Raw genomic sequence first — 16,804 nt, 5'->3', positions numbered from 1 at the left:
CCGATCAGGCGCCGGGCGCGGAGGCCGAGGCGACGCCTCGACGCCCGCGGCTGAGTGCGGTGAGCACCAAACCGAGTCCGGCGAGCGACACCGCGGCAGCGATCAGCGGAAGCTGGCTATAGCCGGCCCCGAGGGTCAGCGCCGTGCCGCCGATCCAGGCGCCGGTGGCATTGCCGAGGTTGAACGCACCCTGGTTCAGCGTGGAGGCAAGGTTCGGCGCGTCGCTTGCGGCTTCCACGACCCAGATCTGCAGGGGCGAGACCAGGGCGAAGACCAGCCCCGACCAGAGGATAACCACCGCCACCGTGAGGGCCGGGTGGTGCGCGACCGCGGCCAGCGCGAGAAGGGCCGCGACGATGCCCAGAAAGCTGCCGATGATGGTCGCCATCGGGCCCCGGTCGGCCAGGTGGCCGCCCGCGAGATTGCCGATGGTCAGTCCCGTGCCGGCGGCAAACAGCACGCCGGTCACGCCCTGCGGCGTGAACCCGGTCACGCCGGTCAGAAACGGCGTGATGTAGGTGAAGACGGTGAAGAAGCTCACCGACGACAGGGTCGAGATCAGCATCGGCCGCAGGACCGGCCAGCGGCCGAGCGCCCGGAACTCGCTGACGAGCCGCCCGCGCGTCCCTGGAAGCCCGTCGGGCACGCAGAGCTGGATCGCGAGTCCGGCCGCGAGCCCGATTCCGACTACGGCCCAGAAGGTGGAGCGCCACCCTGCAACCTGCCCGAGGGCGGTGCCGAGCGGCACACCGAGCACGTTGGCGAGGGTCAGGCCCGCGAACATCAGCGAGACCGCCTGCGTGCGCTTCTCCCGCGGCACGAGATCCCGCGCGACCACGGCACCGATCCCGAAGAACGCCCCGTGGGCGAAGGCCGTGAGGATCCGCGCCGCCATCAGCAGGCCGTAGCTCGGTGCCAGCGCGCAACCGAGATTGCCCACCAGGAACACGGCCATCAGCGCGAGGAGCGCGGTCTTGCGCGGCAGGCTCGCGGTGGCGATCGCCACGATCGGGGCCCCCACGACCACCCCCATGGCATAGCCCGAAACCAGATAGCCGGCCTGCGGGATGGTGACGCCGAAGCTCTGCGCGACCTCCGGAAGCAGGCCCATGATCACGAACTCGGTGGTGCCGATCCCGAACGAGGCGACGGCGAGGGCGAGGATCGGCAGGGGCGGCACAGGAAAATCCTTCGGCGCGAGCGGAGATCCGATGGTGCGGAGCAGCATCGCAGCGCGTCCGCCGAAGGATAGCGCCAGCGGCGCGGCGCACAGTTGCGCGACACGCAGAGGGAGGGCGCGGCGCGACGTGCAACCCGCACTCGCGCCGTGTCTCAGCGCGCAGAGGATCTCTGATCGAGGACGACACGAGGATTCGCAGCGTGCGGATCAGCCGGTGCCGATACGCTCCGTGCGATCGGCCGCGTCGAACCGGAGGCGCGCGACCCAGTGTTGATCGAGCCCGTCCTGCGGCGGCCACACGGCGCTCAGGTTGAAATGAAGTCTGCGGTGCGTCGATATGGCCGGCAGCGGAGCGCGACCACCGAACCGGCTCGATCCAGATCGGTGCGCGAAAGCACCCACGCTCCGCTCGGCCAAAGGTGCGAGAGGGGCGCAGGTGCGAGACACGGTCCAAGGCGATCTGATGGAAAGCGATCGCCGCGCTCGGCAGACTTACTCGGCCGGAGCCTTCTTCCGGCTCCGCGATTTCGGAGCGGGCGCAGCGGTCACCTCCGGTGCAGGCGCCGATCCTACGCGGTTCTTGCGGCGCTGCTGCCCCAGGCCGAGGGCCCGGGCCAACTCCGATCTCTGCGCCGAGTAACTTGCCGCCGTCATCGGATAGTCCCGCGGCAGCCCCCACTTTTCGCGGTAGGCCTCGGGAGTCAGGCCTCGCAGCGTCAGGTGGCGACGCAGCGTCTTGTACGGCTTCCCGTCCTCGAAGCTGACAAGATGATCATTCGTGATCGATTTGCGGATCTGTGACGGGCTCAATTTCTCGACAATCGAGTTCGTCACGCGACCTTGAGTTGTCAGACTGTTCAATGCCGCATGGATACCGCCGATCAATCCGGGAAGTTCCGACGCAGGCACAGAGTTGTTCGACACGTAAGCGGCCACGATATCTACGGCAAGCCCGATCGACGGGCTATGCTCGGTCCCAGCGTTCTCACTCACGGAAAACCTCAAGAGTTACAATTGTTCTGACCGATCAATCCCTCTCGGATGCGATCGAATTCTCCATCTTCGTAGCATAGTATACGGAAACTCTCAATCGTATTCGCATTGCACAGGCGAGATTGAATCCCTGCGCCTGAACGTGGCGGCAATGCCGTCGTTGACGGTGCATTAACCATGCCGGCGCTAGGGTTCATTAACCATGTCGTCGGCCTGTTCTGGGTCGACGGGACTGTGATCTCCGGTTCTTGGCCCCGGGGACGTTGGCGGAGACCGGGATCAGGTGCGGACGGCGGCTGACCGGTGGGAACGGGAGACGATGCGGCTCGCCGTCGCGTCCCTGAGCATCATGCTCGCGACGCCTGCGGTGGCCCAGCGCTTCGATGCGACCAGTCCCGTCACCGGTCAGCCCGACAATCCCGGCATCGGTCAGGACACGGCGCCGAACGGGCTGCCGACCCTCAAGCGGAGCATTCCTGACGGGCTGAGCCGCGACCAGGGCCGCAGCGCGCTCGGCGGGGACACGACGGGCGGCGAGCAGACCGGGGGCGACAGCCTCCGATCCCCGTTGTCGCCCCCGATCCCGACTCAAGTTCCGGGGCAGCCCGGCCAATCCCAGCTCGATACCCGCGTCACCACGGGAGGACGGCGGACGGGCGGAACCTCGACGGCGCCGGCCAACCTCGCGCCGTCGACGCTCCTGCGCACCCGGGCCGCTCCGCCGCGCCGGATCGGCACCGCCACCCGGCGAGTCACCCAGGATGTGACGCAGATCCCGCCCCCGGCGCTCCGGTTGACGCCGGTCGTGCAGCAGGCGGTCGTCGGCGTCCCGAACCCGCAGCCGCTGACGCCGATCCGGCCGATCCTGCCCTTCCAATCCATCGCGCCGGCCCTCGGCCTTCTCACCCCCGGCTTCATCCTCGGGACGGACCTGGCGCGCGCGATCCCCACCGATCCTGCCTACGCACCGATCGGCTATCAGATCGGGACCTTCACGGTTCTCCCGACGTTCGCGCAGAGCGTCGGCTACGATTCCAACCCGGATCAGACCAGCCGGCAGATCGCCAAGGGCTCCGTCGCGCTGCGCACCGATGCCACGGTCGACTTCCGGAGCAACTGGTCGTCCAGCTCGCTGCAGGGCTCGCTCCGCGGCTCATACCTGGAGACGCCGCAGAACGAGGCCGCGAGCCGCCCTGCGGCCGACGGCGTGGTGCGCCTGCGGATCGACGCCGACCGGGATCTGCGCATCGACGCGGAGGGGCGGTTCCTCGTCGACACGCAGCGCACGTCGAGCGCCAATCTCCAGGCCTCCTCGGCCACGAGCCGACCGCTGCTGGCGGTCTATGGCGGCTCGCTGGGGGCGACGCAGACGTTCAACCGCCTGTCGGTGACCCTGCGCGGATCCGTCGACCGCTCCGAATTCGACAATGCGCGTTTGGCCGACGGGACGATCGTCAATCAATCGGACCGGAACCTGAACCAGTACAGCCTCCAGCTGCGCACGGCCTACGAGGTCAATCCTGACTTCAGCCCGTTCATCGATCTCCTCGGCGACACGCGTGTCTACGACCAGCGCTTCGACACCACGGGCGTGCGCCGGGATTCGGATGGCATCGCGATCGCCTTCGGCACGAGCATCGGCCTGGCACGCTCGGTGACGGGCGAGATTTCGGCCGGTCTCCAGCATCGGACCTATGTCGATCCGAGCCTGCGCGACATCAACGCGCCGCTGGTCAATGCCGCTCTGGTCTGGGCGGCGAGTCCGCTCACCACCGTCCGGTTCACGGCGGCGACCGGCGTCACCGAGACGACGATACCAGGATCCAGCGGCGTCCTCACCGAGGTGGCGACGCTGGAGGTGCAGCATGATCTGCTGCGGAACCTGTCGATCGTTCTGGGCGGATCGTATCTTCGGAACGACTACCAGAGCAGCAGCATCCGCGAGAACGGATTCTCTGCGACTGCGCGGCTTGACTACCACTTCACCCGCTGGTTGACCCTACGCGGCACTTACATCTATCAAAAGTTCGACAGCACGGTCGCCGGATCGAGCTTTCGCGAGAACACCTTCCTGCTCGGCCTGCGGGTCAATCCCTGAGGCCGGCTCAGAACTTCTCCACCCAGGGCCGCAGTTCCAGTTCGGATGTCCAGGCGCTCCGGTCCTGGCGCAGGAGATCGCGATAGGCCCGGGCGATGGCGTCGGGATCGAGCTGGCTGTCGGGCGATTCCGGCGGCTCGCCGCCACGGGCCGGATTACGGATCGCTCCATCGACCACGATGTGGGCGACGTGGATGCCCTGGGGCTGCAATTCCCGCGCGAGACTCTGGCCGAGGCCCCGCAGAGCGAATTTCCCCATGGCGAAGGGTGCCGACCCAGCGAAGCCTTTCACGCTCGCCGAAGCACCGGTGAGCAAGATCGCACCGTGGCGGTGGGGCAGCATGCGCCGCGCCGCGGCTTGCGCCACGAGGAATCCGCCATACGCGGAGACCATCAGAGCCTCCGCAACCGCTGCCGGATCGAGGTCGGCGACCCGGCCACGGAGTCTGCCGCTCGCGTTGTAGACGACGACATCCGGAGTGCCGCCGAGGGCGGGTTCGAGACGGGCAAACAGGGCCTCCACCTCCGCGGGCCGGCTGGCATCGCAGGCATGAACGGCCGCCCCTGTCTCGGCGGCCAGAGTGGCGAGCTTGTCGACGTTCCGGGCGGCAAGGCCGATCCGCAAGCCGTCAGCCGCCAGGAGGCGCGCCAGCGAAGCGCTGAGACCGGAACCCGCCCCCACGATCAGGGCCCTGCGATAGCTCGGGATCATCGTGTCCTCCTCCTGGTTCCCTTCGAGGCCGCCGTGACATGTCCGCGTGCCCCGCGATCATCCGCGGCGCTGCGCGAAGAAATCCCGGAGCAACGCCGCTGCCTCGCGCTCGCGGAACCCACCATAGACCTCGGGCGCATGGTGACAGGTCGGCTGATCGAAGACGCGGGGCCCGTGCTCCACGCCGCCCCCCTTCGGATCCGCTGCGCCGTAATACAACCGCCGAATCCGCGCGAAGGAAATTGCCCCCGCGCACATCGGGCACGGCTCCAGGGTGACGTAGAGATCGCAGCCGGTGAGGCGCTCGGAGCCCAGGGCGGCACAGGCCGCGCGGATCGCCAGGATCTCCGCATGCGCCGTCGGGTCGTGCAGCCGCCGCGGCTGATTGTGAGCGATCGCCAACACCTTTCCGTCGCGGACGACCACGGCGCCGACGGGGACCTCGCCGATGGCGGCCGCGGCGCGGGCGGCCGCGAAGGCACGATCCAGCGCAGTCAACGTACCGGGGGGTGCCCCGCCCGCAGGGTTCATCGAATCGACGGCCACGCTGTTGTCATCCCGCTGACGCCATGGACGCGGAGCGGGCGCCTCGCTTGATCCAAGTCAATGTTACAGCCTGGAACATTCGACCGACAGTGACCGTTTCAGGAACCAGTGCGGCGCCGCCGCAGGCCAGATAAGAGGACAACGCCATGAGCAGCACCACCGACAAGATCAAGGGCGCCGCCAACGAGGGTCTCGGCAAGGCCAAGCAGGGCGTCGGCGACGTGACCGGAAACGACAAGCTGAAGGCCGAGGGCGCGGCCCAGGAACTCAAGGGTAAGGCTCAGGGCACCGTCGGGGATGCCAAGAGCGCGGTAAAGTCCGCGACCGACAAGCTCTGATCACCGAGCACGAGCGGAACGGAACCCGCCTCGCGCGGGTTCCAGACTTGAACCGACCCGTATAACGCGAGGATGCCATGATCGGCTGGGCTGTCACATTTCTCGTCGTCGCTCTCGTAGCGGCGCTTCTCGGGTTCGGCGGCATAGCCGGCACAGCGATGGAGGCGGCCAAGATCGTCTTCTTCGTAGCGATTGCGCTGTTCCTGATCTCTGCGGTCTTCGGCGTGATGCGCGGGCGTTCGCCCAGGCTCTGACGGCGCCGCGTTTTATCTCCGTCGTCCACGCGTCAGAGGCGGTCCCGATGGGCCGCCTCTTTGCGTTGAGGCCATCGGCGCGCTGCACGACCCGTCTCGCCTGTGGGAACCGGCTCTGATAAGCGGCAGGCATGAGTGACTTGCCGAACGACGATAAGCCGGAAGGGACCGCTGGTCCGGCCCCGGAAACGACGCGTACCGGAGGCTGGACCCCGCCGACTGATGCGGGGAGCGCCGATACCGAGCGGGAGCCGGGTGCGAAATCCGCCGCGAAGAAGATTGCGCGAAAGCCGCCGCAGACGGAGCCCGATCCGTCGACAGACGAAGACAATCTGATCGAGACCCCGCCCGGCGAGCGCATCGCGAAGGCGATGGCCCGTGCCGGCATCGCCTCGCGGCGCGATGCCGAGACGATGATCCTGGCGGGCCGGGTCAGCGTCAACGGTGAGATCCTGACGTCGCCGGCCCTCAACGTCACCGAGAACGACCGGATTCTGATCGACGGCGAGCCGATGCCGTCGCGGGAACGCAGCCGGCTGTGGATTTTCCATAAGCCGCGCGGCCTCGTGACGACGGCCCGGGATCCGGAGGGCCGGCAGACCGTGTTCGACGTGCTCCCCGAGGATCTGCCCCGGGTCGTGGCGGTCGGACGCCTCGACATCAACACCGAGGGGTTGCTGCTCCTCACCAACGACGGTGGCCTCGCCAAGGTCATCGCGCATCCCGATACGGGGTGGCTGCGCCGGTACCGGGTCCGTGCGCACGGCGACACCGACCAGGCGCAGCTCGACAAGCTGGCCCGGGGCGTCACAATCGACGGGATGGAATACGGTCCCGTGGAGGCGACCCTCGACCGGGTCCAGGGCGACAATGTCTGGCTGACGCTCGGTCTCCGCGAGGGCAAGAACCGCGAGGTCAAGCGCATCCTCGAGCATCTCGGGCTCTCGGTGAACCGTCTGATCCGGCTCTCCTTCGGGCCCTTCCAGCTCGGCGACCTGGAGGTCGGCTTGGTGGAGGAGGTGCGCACGCGCGTGCTCAAGGATCAGCTCGGCAAGAGCCTTGCCGAGCAGGCCGGCGTGGATTTCGACAGCCCGGTGCGCGATCCGATCGCGCCTTTCGGCGGCGCTCCTTCGGGGGATCGGGAAGCCCGCGCCACAAAGCAGGCTCCGTCCCGTCGCGATGCGGCGCGCCCCGCACCGGCGCCTCGGGTCTCGACAGGCGGCAGCGGTTCCGGGCCTCGGAATTCGACTTGGCGCGATGAGGATGCCGCGAAACCCCGGGGCACGCGCATACCCCGTCGCGGCGCAGATCCAAGGGCCGCGCAGGCATCTGCGGCGGAACGCGGCCGCGAGCGGGTCGGATCGATCCGCGCCGGCGAGCGCCGGGTGGTGGTCGAGCGTCTCGCGGCGAAGCCCGCCGAGGCCGCCCCCGCCGAAAGGCCTCGGCGCCGCTTCGCCGACAAGGCTGGAATGGATCGGCCGGAACGGAATTCCGGTCCGCGCGCGGAGCGCGGCGCCGATGAGCGGCCGCGCCGGGACACGGCGCGTCACGACGGCATGCGCGACGACACTCGCTTTGATGAGCGCCGCACCGGAAAGCCCGGCGGTCGCCGCGAGCGTCCGTTCGACACCGGCTCAGCCCAGGGGGCCTCTCGGAAGCCCGAGGGATTCCGCGGGCAGAGGCCGGCCCCTGCTGGCGGCAAGCCTGCCTTCGGTGGACCCAAGGCCGGCGGCGCACGGCCCGGAGGCGCCCGCCCTGGCGGCAAGCCAGGCGGTTTCGGCGGCAAGGGACCCGGCAGAGGACCCGGAAATGGGCCAGGCGCGGGCGGAGGACGTCCGGGAGGCCGTCCCGGTGCTCCGCGCGGCGGAGCCAAGCCCGGCGGCGGCCGGCCGCCACGCGGCACGCGGTGAGGATCGTCGGCGGCGCGTGGCGGGGCCGCAGGCTCGCCACGCCGCGCACCGACGCCATACGGCCGACATCGGATCGGCTGCGCGAATCGTTGTTCAACGTGCTGACGCACGCCTATGACGGCGCCGTGACCGGCGCCCGCGTCCTCGACCTGTTCGCCGGCACGGGCGCCCTCGGCTTCGAGGCCCTCTCGCGGGGTGCCACCTACGCGTTGCTCGTCGATGAAGGCGCCGAGGCCCGCGCGGTGATCCGCGCCAACATCGAAGCGCTGGGCGCTGAGGGTGTGACGCGTCTGTTCCGCCGGGATGCAACGCGCCTGGGTCCGGCCGCCACGGCGGGCACCTTCTCGCTGGTCTTCTGCGATCCGCCCTACGGCCGAGACTTGGCGCCCCGAGCCCTGAAGAGCGCCGCAGAGGGTGCGTGGCTCGCTCCGGGAGCCCTCATCGTGGTCGAGGAGACCGAAGCCGTACGCCTCGACTGGCCCGCGGGTTTCGACGAGCTGGAGCGGCGCATCTACGGCGACACGGCGGTGGCGATCGCCCGATTCGCCGCGTGAGCAGTGGCTAGGGTTGCTCGGCCGGTACCGGAGCCGTCGCGTCCAGGTCGGCGCCGAAATGGATTGCCAGCCAGACGGTGGGGGTGTCGGTCCACTCGACCCGATGCCGGCGGTGCGGCGCGATCAGCACGGCATCGCCGGCGACGAGGCGACGCGGAGCTGCCTCGTCGGCGAACCGCAGGTCGGCCGAACCCGTCAGAATGACGACCCATTCCGCGTGCGGCTGATCGTAATGGAATCCCGGCGGGCTCGTCTGGCCGGTCGAGACGATGCGCTCGACCCGCAGACCCGGGCCGGAAACCAGAACCGATACGAGTTCTTCGTCCCGACGCAGCGGCAGATCGACCAGAAGGTTGGTCACGAGCGTGGGGATTTCGGCCATCGTCCCGCCTGACTGACGCGGATGCCGGGTTGGCGGCTGCGAAGCCCGGAGTCAGGAATTCCGCGCTGCGCCGGTCGCCTGTGGCGCCGTTTCGTCCGCCGACCGGGACTGGCTGATCCGCGCAGCCGATTTCACGAGCGAGAGCACGTCGCGGCGCATCTGATCGTCGGCAATCTGATTGTAGGCCCGGAGCAGTTCGACGGCGCCGGAAACGCGCAGCAACGCGGGACCGTTTTCGGTGGTCGCCTCGGGCTCGGGGTCGAAGAAGCTCGAGACCGGCACGCCGAGCCGCTCGGCGATCGCCTGCAGGCGGCCGGCACCGACACGGTTCTTGCCGGTCTCGTACTTCTGGACCTGCTGGAAGCTGACGCCCAGCGCGCTCGCCAGGGCGGACTGACTGAGCCCGTTGGCCGCTCGTAGGAACGCGATGCGGCTGCCGACCCCGTGATCGATAGCTGTCGTCTGCTTCGGCTTGGGGGTTGGGTTGGCCATGGTTGGTAGTCCGGATGTTCTTGCTGTCGGCAGGCTTGCTCGCCCGGATCCAGGGCGCCAATCACAACCGACAGGTGCAACATTGCGCGGCCAAGATCCAGACCTGACATCTGTTAGTGCCACAGGTCAGCCGCGCGTGCAACGAATGGTTACGCTTTCGAAATCTTAGATCCCGAAGACCGCGGCGCCGGCGGTTCAATGCCTATGCGAAAAACAACTCAAATACCTAGGGCGATCAAATATACGTGATTGCAACTGGCGGGATCTTCACTTTTGAACACTGCAACGCGCTATTGGATTGCCTAGCCGGGATTCGCGCCGGCTCCGCCGATCGCTTTGAATGCAGCGCAACGGCTTGCGGGTCGCCTCGGTATTCGCAGCCGATCGGTGGTGGGCTTTTCACGCCGCCGGGCCAAGCCAATCGCTGACGATTCGCAACTGGTCGTCGTCTAGAAGGGCGGGCGCATGGCCGCAATCGGGGATCTCGACGCGTCGCGTGGGCGGACCGCGCCGGGTCATTTCGTCGGCGGTCGAGGCGAGAAGCAGTTCCGAATGCTCGCCGCGGAGCAGCAGGACGGGGCATGTGATGGCGTCCCAGTCGCGCCACATGCTGACGCTGTAGACCCGCCCGGGCCGGAACGCGTCGCCGATACCGGGATCGTAATGGGGCCGCCAGGCGCCGTTCGGCTCCTGGAAGAAACTGTACCGGGCGATGTGGCGCCATTGCTCGTCGGTGAGCGGCCCGAAGGCGCCCAGCACCGTACGCAGGCGCGACTCGCCCGAGGCGAGGTTATGGTGGAGGCGTGGCGCGTCGCGCAGGCGCGAGCCGATTTCGCGGATCGGCGCCCAGGGCAGGAACGGACCGATGTCGTTGATCACCATCCGGCGGATCGGCGAGCGGGCGGCGGCGGCCAGGACCATGCCGGTCAGGCCGCCCAGGGAGGTGCCGACCCAGTCGATCTTTCCGGGAACCCGGAGATGCGCGATGAGCGCCGCCATGTCGGCGGCGTATTGCGGCAGGCCGTAGCGTTCGGGGTCTTTCAACCATCCGCTGAGGCCGCGCCCGGGCAGGTCCGGGCAGATCACCCGGTAACCGAGCTTCGCCAGCCGATAACCGAGCGCGTCGAAATCGCGGCCCTGGCGACTCAAGCCGTGGACGCAGACGACGATGTGCGGGCTGTTCGGATCGCCCCATTCGACGTAGGCAATGCGGTGGAAGTCGTGGGGGGCATAGGCCAGGAAATGGCCGGTCCGGAACGGCACATCCGCGCAGCTCAGAGCGTCGAGCCGCGGCATCGTCTCGGGTCCGGCAGACGGCCCCTCCGCGCCAGCGGTCACGGGGTCTCCGTTCGCGCGGCGGCCTCGCGGGCAAGGCGGCTAGTCGTCTGGTGGAGGTCGACCATCTGGTCGGTAAGCCGGCGCGACTGCTCCTGCAGGAACGCGATGTTCAGCGCCGCCACCTCACGGGCATCGGCCGCCTTGGCGATGCGGTCCGCGAAATCGAGGCCCGCCCTAACATTGGTGTCGGAGGCCACCAGCATCCGATGGCCGATCTCGCGCATCGCCGCCATGGTATGGACGGCGTTGTCCTCGAAGGCGTTGTAGAGCCGCGCGCCGGCCGCGTCCCACTGCTCGCGCATCCTGCGGGCGCCGGCCACGTTGCTGTCGGTCAGCTGGTGCGCGGTCTCGCGGCTGGAGCCCATCACCGAGCGCCAGCCCTCGAAACTTTGTGCAAGCGAAGCCTCGAAGGCGTTGAGCGCCATCTCGCCGGCCTCGGCCAAGCGTTCATACGCCTCGCGCGCCCGGGCGACACCACTCTCGGCCATGGCGCGGCCGGTCTCGTTGGCGACCATCGGCAGGTTGTCGTTGCCCATTATCGTCTCCTGCAGATCGGCCAATCTTGCCCGGCCCGGACGGCCCCGGGCAGGACCACGGGCATCCGCCAGGGCCGTCGTCCCGTCAACCGCGACGGGTAACAGAATTCGCGCGGGGCCCACACGGTCACCGGACCCGCGATTGACAGGCGCGACGTCCGCGAAATCATCGTCTCGCGGAGCGCACGCCACGCCCGCCGCCCGATCAGAAGGCAGCATGATGACGGAGACCCGTCCGATCCCCACCGAGGCCCGCGATCATCCGTTCGAGGTCGGGCTCGGCCGCCGGCCAGCCAACTACGTCCCCTTGACCCCCGTAAGCCTCCTGGCGCGCGCCGCCGCCGCCGACGGCGCCAGGACGGCGGTGATCGACGGCGCCCGGCGTCTCACCTACGCGGAGCTCTATGCGCGCTGCCGGCGCCTCGCAGCCGGTCTCGCAGGCCGGGGGATCGGACACCTCGACACCGTGGCGATCCTGTCGCCGAACGTGCCCGAGATGGTCGAGGCGCATTTCGCCGTGCCGATGCTGGGCGCGGTGCTCAACCCGCTCAACACCCGCCTCGACCCGGCGACGATCGCGTTCTCGCTCAGGCACGGCGGCGCCAGGGCGCTCATCGTCGAGGCCGAGTATGCGGCGCTGGCCGCGCGGGCGCTCGGGGACCTCGCAGAGTCCATCCTGGTGGTGGCGATCGGCGACACCGGCATCGACGGCGCCCTGTCCTACGATGCGCTGCTGGCCGAGGGCGATCCGAACTATGCCTGGGCCGGTCCGGAGGACGAGTGGCAGTCGCTCTGCCTGCTCTACACGTCCGGGACGACGGGCGACCCGAAGGGTGCAGTCTACAGCCATCGCGGCGGCTACCTACAGGCCCTCGGGAACGCCGTCACGTTCGGCCTGACCGCCGAGAGCGTGTATCTCTGGACGCTTCCGATGTTTCATTGCAGCGGCTGGTCCTATCCCTGGGCGAGCGTCGCGGCCTGCGCCACGCAGGTCTGCCTGCGCAGGGTCGAGCCGGCGGCGATCTTCCGGCTGATCGCCGAGCACGGGGTGACGCATCTCTGCGGGGCTCCGATCGTCCTGTCGATGATCGCGCATGCGCCGGCGCAGGAACGCGTGCCGCTGCCGCAGCGCGTACGCTGCGCCGTCGGCGGGGCGGCCCCATCCTCGACGATCATCCGTACCATGGAGGAGCTGGGCTTTCAGGTAACCCACCTCTATGGCGCCACCGAGAGTTACGGACCCGCGACGGTTTGTCTGGCGCAGCCGGACTGGACCGATCTCCCCGACACCGAGCGCTACGCCCGCATGGCCCGCCAGGGCGTACCGTTGGCGACGCTCGAGGCGGTGAGCGTGGCTGATCCTGCAACCGACGCGCCAGTGCCGCAGGACGGCACGACGGTCGGGGAGATCCGTCTGCGCGGCAACACGGTGATGAAGGGCTATCTCGGGAACCCGTCCGCCACCGAACAGGCGCTGGCCGGCGGCTGGTACCGGACAGGCGACCTCGCGGTCTGGCACCCCGACGGATCGGTGGAGATCAAGGATCGCGCGAAGGACATCATCATCTCGGGCGGCGAGAACATCTCCAGCCTCGAGGTGGAGGAGGTGCTGATGCGCCACCCGGCGGTGATGCTGGCCGCCGTCGTGGCGCGGCCGGACCCGACCTGGGGCGAGAGCCCCTGTGCGTTCCTGGAGGTGAAGCCCGGCGCGGCCGTGCCGAGCGACCAGGAGCTGATCGCGTTCTGCCGCGAGCACATGGCGCGGTTCAAGGTGCCGAAGACGGTGGTGTTCGGGCCGCTACCGAAGACCTCGACCGGCAAGATCCAGAAATTCGTTCTGCGCGAGCAGGCGCGGGCCCTCTGACGAGCGCCTGCCCGGACAGGGTCGATCTCGGAGCGGCCTCTAGAGGCCGGAAACGAGGTGGCCGCCATCGACCGCGACGACGCTGCCGGTCATGTAGGCGCCGGCCTCCGAGGCGAGGAGCAGGAGCGGTCCGTCGAGTTCGGCCGCCTCCCCGAGCCGACGCTGTGGGATGCGCTTGATTAGCGCCCTGCCGGCATCGGACGCGAAGAAGGCGTCGTTCAGCTCGGTCTTGATGTAGCCCGGCGCGAGGGCGTTCACCCGGATCCCGTAACGGGCCCACTCGAGCGCCAAGCTCTTTGTGAGCTGCACGACCGCGGCTTTTGAAGCGGCGTAGGGCGCGAGCCCGCCGATGACCCGCAGCCCCAGGATCGACGCGATGTTGACGATGCTGCCTCCCGCGCCGTGCCGGACCATGCGCCGGCCGGTTGCCTGGGCCACCTGCCAGACGCCCTTGAGATTGGTGTCGAGCACCGCGTCCCAGTCGGACTGGTCGAGATCGAGGGCTGGCTTGGTCGCCGTCACGCCGGCATTGTTCACCAGCACAGCCACGGGTCCGAAGTGCGCCTCGGCGGCGTCGAGCGCCCGCTCGATGCTCGCGGCATCGGTGACATCCATGACGACGGCGTGAGCCTCTCCGCCCTGGGACGCGACGCCGGCGACGGTTTCGGCGAGGGCGCCGGACCGGCGGGCACCGAGCGACAGACGCGCACCCGCGCGCGCCAAGGTTTCAGCGAAGTGACGACCCAGGCCGCTCGAAGCGCCAGTGATGAGGATGTGGCGGCCGGCGAGATCGAACGGGCTTGCCATCTCAGCGCTCCGCCGCGACGGACGGCACCGTGCTCCGCGTCCGCTCGGCGACGCAGCGCGCGCCTGTGATGATGTCGGTCATGGCTCTGCGCCTCCCATGCGCGGGCCGTCGATTCCGGACGGCCAATCCCTCGATCTTCACGCCGGGGCTTCAACCCCTGTTGTGAACCGGCTCCGCCCGGTCCGCCAGCCACATCGGCCGCGCAGTCGTGTCATCGACGTCCGAACAGACGCTCGATGTCGGCGAGCTTCAGCTCGATCGAGGTGGGGCGACCGTGATTGCACTGTCCGGAATTGGGCGTCGCTTCCATCTCGCGCAGGAGGGCGTTCATTTCCTCCGGCCGCAAACGCCGCCCGGCGCGGATCGAACCGTGGCAGCTCATGCGCGACAGGACAGCGTCGAGGCGGCGCCCGAGCGGGCCGCCCTCCCCGGCCGGGGCGCCGCCCTCCTCGTCGCCGCTGGCCTCCAGGGCATCGAGGATGTCGGTGACGAGATGGCGCGTCGAGGCGCCGATCAGCGCGGCCGGCACCTCGCGCACCAGCACCGCCCCCGGTCCGAAGGCCTCGATGGCGAGCCCGAGCCGGTCGAGGTCCGGAGCGGCCGCGACGAGCCGGTCCGCTTCCTCCGGGCTCATCTCGACGACGTCGGGGATCAGAAGTCCCTGGCGGGCGATGCCGCCCGCTTCCCGCTCGGCCTTCATCCGCTCGTAGACGAGGCGCTCATGGGCAGCGTGCTGATCGACGATCACGAGGCCGTCGCGGGTCTGAGCGAGGATGTAGGTCTCGTGGATCTGCGTGCGTGCTGCACCGAGGGGATGATCGAGAGCTTCCGCCGCCTCATCGGCCACGCGGGTATCCGCCTGAGGTGGGGCGACCGCCTCGGCGGGCTCGGATCCCGCAAACACGGCCTGCGCGGCCTCGCCGAAGCCGGCGGGGTCCGCCCAGGCCTGTTGCGGTGCCGGATTCCACGCGGCGGGCTGACGATAACCCGGCGGTGCCGCCACCGAGGGCGCGCCGGCCGGAAACAGGCTCGGACGCGTCGGCCGGAACAGGCTCGGCGTTGCTGCGCCGCTATGGGTCGCGAGCACGGGCCCCGCCGGGCGCAGCGCGTCGAGGGTCCGCGCGGCGCCAGTGGTGGCCGAGCGGGCGCCGCCCCGGCGCAGGGCATCGTGGATCGCGCTCACCACCAGGGCCCGCACGAGGCCAGGCTCACGGAAGCGCACCTCGGTCTTGGCCGGGTGGACGTTGACGTCGACCAGTCCGGGATCGCAGGCGATGGCGAGGCCGAGCACCGGATGCCGGTCGGAGGCCAGGGTGTCGGCGTAGGCGCCGCGAATGGCCCCGAGCAGAAGCCGATCGCGCACCGGGCGCCCGTTGACCGCGAGGTGAATATGGGTCGCCGCGCCGCGATGGTAGGTCGGCAGGCCAACATGACCGGTGACCGCGAAGCCCTCTCGCGCCAGGGAGACCGGCAGGGCATTGGCGAGGAAGTCCTGTCCCAGCACCGCCGCGAGCCGGCGCAGTTCCGCTTCGGCCCCGGACTCAGCAGGCAGAACCAGCGGTTGACCGGCATCGGCCCGCAAGGTGAACCGGATACCGGGCTGCGTCGCGGCGAGCCGGCGCAGGGTTTCGGCGATGGCGCTGTTCTCCGCCCGGTCCGATTTCAGGAACTTGAGCCGCGCCGGTGTCGCGGCGAAGAGTTCGGTGACCTCGATCCGGGTACCGCGCTGCGCCGGTGCCGGTCGGACCTGACCCTTCAGGCCTGCTTCGACCGTCAGACTCGCGCCGGCCTCGGCCTCCGCAGTCCGGGTGACGATAGCGAGCCGCGACACAGCGCCGATCGACGGCAGGGCCTCGCCGCGGAAGCCGAGGGTGGCGATCGCCGTGAGGTCGCCGCCCGGAAGCTTTGAGGTGGCATGCCGCTCGACCGCGAGGTCGAGATCGCCCGGCGTCATGCCGCGGCCGTCATCGACAACGCGGATCAGCCGGCGCCCGCCGGCCTCGACGGTGACCTCGATGGCCTGCGCCCCGGCATCGATGGCGTTCTCGACGAGTTCCTTCACGGCCGAGGCCGGTCGCTCGACCACTTCGCCCGCGGCGATGCGATCGACCAGCACAGGCTCGAGGCGGCGGACGGACGGCGCGGATAAATGGGAGGACACGGAGGCGGACATCGTCCCGAAGAATAGTCCCTGCGCGGCGGCGATCCAATCGCGCCGCGCGGTCCGTCAGGCGCGACGCCGCGATCCGCCGAGGGAAATTCGGCCGACGGCGCCCCGTGTCGGGTGGCTCGCCAGCGCCTGAGGTCGGCGGGACAGGTCGTAGAGGACGGTCCCGACGAGGCCCGCCGTCCGCCGGAGGGTGACGCCGTCGCAGGTCGCCGCGACCCGGACGCCGATCGCGTGGGTGTGGCTGCGGCCGTAGAGCCAGACCGCGAGGCGTGCCCGCGTCGCCTCGGGGATGCCATCCAGGAGGAACGTAGCGCCCTCCGGATCGGCCTTGATCAGGCGGCCGACGACATCCGGCGCCACCGGGCAGTCCAGGGCGGGATCGTCGATGCTGAGCGTCTGGTCCTGCGTCATGGCGGCCTCTCCCAGCGTGAGGCCGTCAGGGTGGGCGGAGATGGTTAACGAAAGCTCACCGTATCCGGCTGGACTTCATTCGCCGCCGAATAGGGCGGCGGTCGCGTTGCCGCAGAGCCACGCGATTCCTTCGTGGCGATCCGCGCCCGCAAGCGCGTCCCGATCAGGCAAAAGCCAATGGGTCACGAAGCCTGAACGGGGTCGGCGCAGTCGGCGCG

Annotated in this window: 17 protein-coding genes; 6 read left to right on the top strand and 11 right to left on the bottom strand. The window is 69.4% G+C overall.

The annotated features are described in order from the left end of the window. Positions 1–4: 4 nt before the first annotated feature. Together CIW48_RS16590 and CIW48_RS16585 are read right to left on the bottom strand one after the other, a co-directional pair. Positions 5–1,180 (bottom strand): MFS transporter, encoded by a 1,176-nt coding sequence (locus CIW48_RS16590; RefSeq protein WP_149311834.1) that lies wholly within the window; start codon positions 1,178–1,180, stop codon positions 5–7. A gap of 492 nt (positions 1,181–1,672) precedes the next feature. Next, entirely contained in the window at positions 1,673–2,173 is a 501-nt protein-coding gene (locus CIW48_RS16585) for a MucR family transcriptional regulator (RefSeq protein ID WP_149311757.1), read from the bottom strand. A 319-nt stretch (positions 2,174–2,492) separates the two neighbouring features. On the opposite strand from CIW48_RS16585, the gene CIW48_RS16580 reads away from it, so the two are divergent. Next, positions 2,493–4,271 carry an outer membrane beta-barrel protein gene (locus CIW48_RS16580; RefSeq protein ID WP_149311756.1) on the top strand — a complete coding sequence of 593 codons (1,779 nt, stop codon included), beginning with the start codon at positions 2,493–2,495 and terminating at the stop codon, positions 4,269–4,271. Positions 4,272–4,278: 7 nt separating this feature from the next. Here the strand turns inward: CIW48_RS16580 and CIW48_RS16575 are convergent, their stop codons facing one another. Continuing rightward, entirely contained in the window at positions 4,279–4,983 is a 705-nt protein-coding gene (locus tag CIW48_RS16575) for an SDR family oxidoreductase (protein ID WP_149311755.1), read from the bottom strand. Positions 4,984–5,040: 57 nt separating this feature from the next. After that, positions 5,041–5,514, bottom strand: a complete 474-nt coding sequence (locus CIW48_RS16570) for a nucleoside deaminase (RefSeq protein WP_149311833.1) — start codon at positions 5,512–5,514, stop codon at positions 5,041–5,043. A 161-nt stretch (positions 5,515–5,675) separates the two neighbouring features. Here CIW48_RS16570 and CIW48_RS16565 point away from each other — a divergent pair, with 161 nt between their 5' ends. From CIW48_RS16565 to rsmD, 4 genes are all read left to right on the top strand, one after another. Continuing rightward, positions 5,676–5,867 (top strand): CsbD family protein, encoded by a 192-nt coding sequence (locus CIW48_RS16565; RefSeq protein ID WP_149311754.1) that lies wholly within the window; start codon positions 5,676–5,678, stop codon positions 5,865–5,867. 77 nt (positions 5,868–5,944) lie between these two features. Then, positions 5,945–6,121 (top strand): DUF1328 domain-containing protein, encoded by a 177-nt coding sequence (locus CIW48_RS16560; protein WP_012317097.1) that lies wholly within the window; start codon positions 5,945–5,947, stop codon positions 6,119–6,121. Between the two features lie 131 nt (positions 6,122–6,252). After that, on the top strand, positions 6,253–8,031 hold the full coding sequence (locus CIW48_RS16555; RefSeq protein WP_149311753.1) for a pseudouridine synthase: 1,779 nt from the start codon (positions 6,253–6,255) through the stop codon (positions 8,029–8,031). Then, the gene (gene rsmD, locus CIW48_RS16550) at positions 8,028–8,585 is read left to right on the top strand and encodes a 16S rRNA (guanine(966)-N(2))-methyltransferase RsmD (RefSeq protein WP_149311752.1); all 558 of its coding nucleotides are present in this window, start codon (positions 8,028–8,030) and stop codon (positions 8,583–8,585) included. Before CIW48_RS16555 ends, rsmD begins: the two co-directional genes overlap by 4 nt. Positions 8,586–8,592: 7 nt before the next feature. Here rsmD and CIW48_RS16545 read toward each other — a convergent pair whose 3' ends face one another. The 4 genes from CIW48_RS16545 to CIW48_RS16530 form a co-directional block, all read right to left on the bottom strand. Beyond that, positions 8,593–8,967, bottom strand: coding sequence for a cupin domain-containing protein (locus CIW48_RS16545; protein ID WP_149311751.1), 375 nt, complete (start codon positions 8,965–8,967; stop codon positions 8,593–8,595). Between the two features lie 51 nt (positions 8,968–9,018). After that, positions 9,019–9,459, bottom strand: coding sequence for a helix-turn-helix transcriptional regulator (locus CIW48_RS16540; RefSeq protein ID WP_091781622.1), 441 nt, complete (start codon positions 9,457–9,459; stop codon positions 9,019–9,021). A gap of 399 nt (positions 9,460–9,858) precedes the next feature. Then, positions 9,859–10,797 (bottom strand): alpha/beta hydrolase, encoded by a 939-nt coding sequence (locus tag CIW48_RS16535; RefSeq protein ID WP_246695278.1) that lies wholly within the window; start codon positions 10,795–10,797, stop codon positions 9,859–9,861. Continuing rightward, positions 10,794–11,333 carry a phasin family protein gene (locus tag CIW48_RS16530; protein WP_149311750.1) on the bottom strand — a complete coding sequence of 180 codons (540 nt, stop codon included), beginning with the start codon at positions 11,331–11,333 and terminating at the stop codon, positions 10,794–10,796. Before CIW48_RS16530 ends, CIW48_RS16535 begins: the two co-directional genes overlap by 4 nt. 220 nt (positions 11,334–11,553) lie before the next feature. Here CIW48_RS16530 and CIW48_RS16525 point away from each other — a divergent pair, with 220 nt between their 5' ends. Then, a complete protein-coding gene (locus CIW48_RS16525; protein WP_149311749.1) occupies positions 11,554–13,197 on the top strand; it encodes an AMP-binding protein in 1,644 nt (547 codons plus the stop codon). A gap of 39 nt (positions 13,198–13,236) precedes the next feature. Here CIW48_RS16525 and CIW48_RS16520 read toward each other — a convergent pair whose 3' ends face one another. The 3 genes from CIW48_RS16520 to CIW48_RS16510 form a co-directional block, all read right to left on the bottom strand. Continuing rightward, positions 13,237–14,004 carry an SDR family oxidoreductase gene (locus CIW48_RS16520; RefSeq protein WP_149311748.1) on the bottom strand — a complete coding sequence of 256 codons (768 nt, stop codon included), beginning with the start codon at positions 14,002–14,004 and terminating at the stop codon, positions 13,237–13,239. 212 nt (positions 14,005–14,216) lie between these two features. Beyond that, positions 14,217–16,178, bottom strand: coding sequence for a DNA mismatch repair endonuclease MutL (gene mutL, locus CIW48_RS16515; protein WP_149311747.1), 1,962 nt, complete (start codon positions 16,176–16,178; stop codon positions 14,217–14,219). Between the two features lie 54 nt (positions 16,179–16,232). Beyond that, entirely contained in the window at positions 16,233–16,586 is a 354-nt protein-coding gene (locus CIW48_RS16510; protein WP_091781639.1) for a hypothetical protein, read from the bottom strand. Between the last annotated feature and the right edge of the window lie 218 nt (positions 16,587–16,804).

The sequence above is a fragment of the Methylobacterium sp. P1-11 genome (assembly GCF_008329595.1).
GTDB lineage: Bacteria > Pseudomonadota > Alphaproteobacteria > Rhizobiales > Beijerinckiaceae > Methylobacterium.
This window is presented reverse-complemented; position numbering and strand designations above follow the sequence as displayed.

Coding starts and splice junctions, on each gene's coding strand:
- mutL (WP_149311747.1), bottom strand. CDS start 16,178: ATGTCCGCCTCCGTGTCCTCCCATTTATCCGCGCCGTCCGTCCGCCGC.
- CIW48_RS16560 (WP_012317097.1), top strand. CDS start 5,945: ATGATCGGCTGGGCTGTCACATTTCTCGTCGTCGCTCTCGTAGCGGCG.
- CIW48_RS16575 (WP_149311755.1), bottom strand. CDS start 4,983: ATGATCCCGAGCTATCGCAGGGCCCTGATCGTGGGGGCGGGTTCCGGT.
- CIW48_RS16555 (WP_149311753.1), top strand. CDS start 6,253: ATGAGTGACTTGCCGAACGACGATAAGCCGGAAGGGACCGCTGGTCCG.
- CIW48_RS16510 (WP_091781639.1), bottom strand. CDS start 16,586: ATGACGCAGGACCAGACGCTCAGCATCGACGATCCCGCCCTGGACTGC.
- CIW48_RS16530 (WP_149311750.1), bottom strand. CDS start 11,333: ATGGGCAACGACAACCTGCCGATGGTCGCCAACGAGACCGGCCGCGCC.
- CIW48_RS16525 (WP_149311749.1), top strand. CDS start 11,554: ATGACGGAGACCCGTCCGATCCCCACCGAGGCCCGCGATCATCCGTTC.
- CIW48_RS16570 (WP_149311833.1), bottom strand. CDS start 5,514: ATGAACCCTGCGGGCGGGGCACCCCCCGGTACGTTGACTGCGCTGGAT.
- CIW48_RS16545 (WP_149311751.1), bottom strand. CDS start 8,967: ATGGCCGAAATCCCCACGCTCGTGACCAACCTTCTGGTCGATCTGCCG.
- CIW48_RS16580 (WP_149311756.1), top strand. CDS start 2,493: ATGCGGCTCGCCGTCGCGTCCCTGAGCATCATGCTCGCGACGCCTGCG.
- CIW48_RS16565 (WP_149311754.1), top strand. CDS start 5,676: ATGAGCAGCACCACCGACAAGATCAAGGGCGCCGCCAACGAGGGTCTC.
- CIW48_RS16540 (WP_091781622.1), bottom strand. CDS start 9,459: ATGGCCAACCCAACCCCCAAGCCGAAGCAGACGACAGCTATCGATCAC.
- CIW48_RS16520 (WP_149311748.1), bottom strand. CDS start 14,004: ATGGCAAGCCCGTTCGATCTCGCCGGCCGCCACATCCTCATCACTGGC.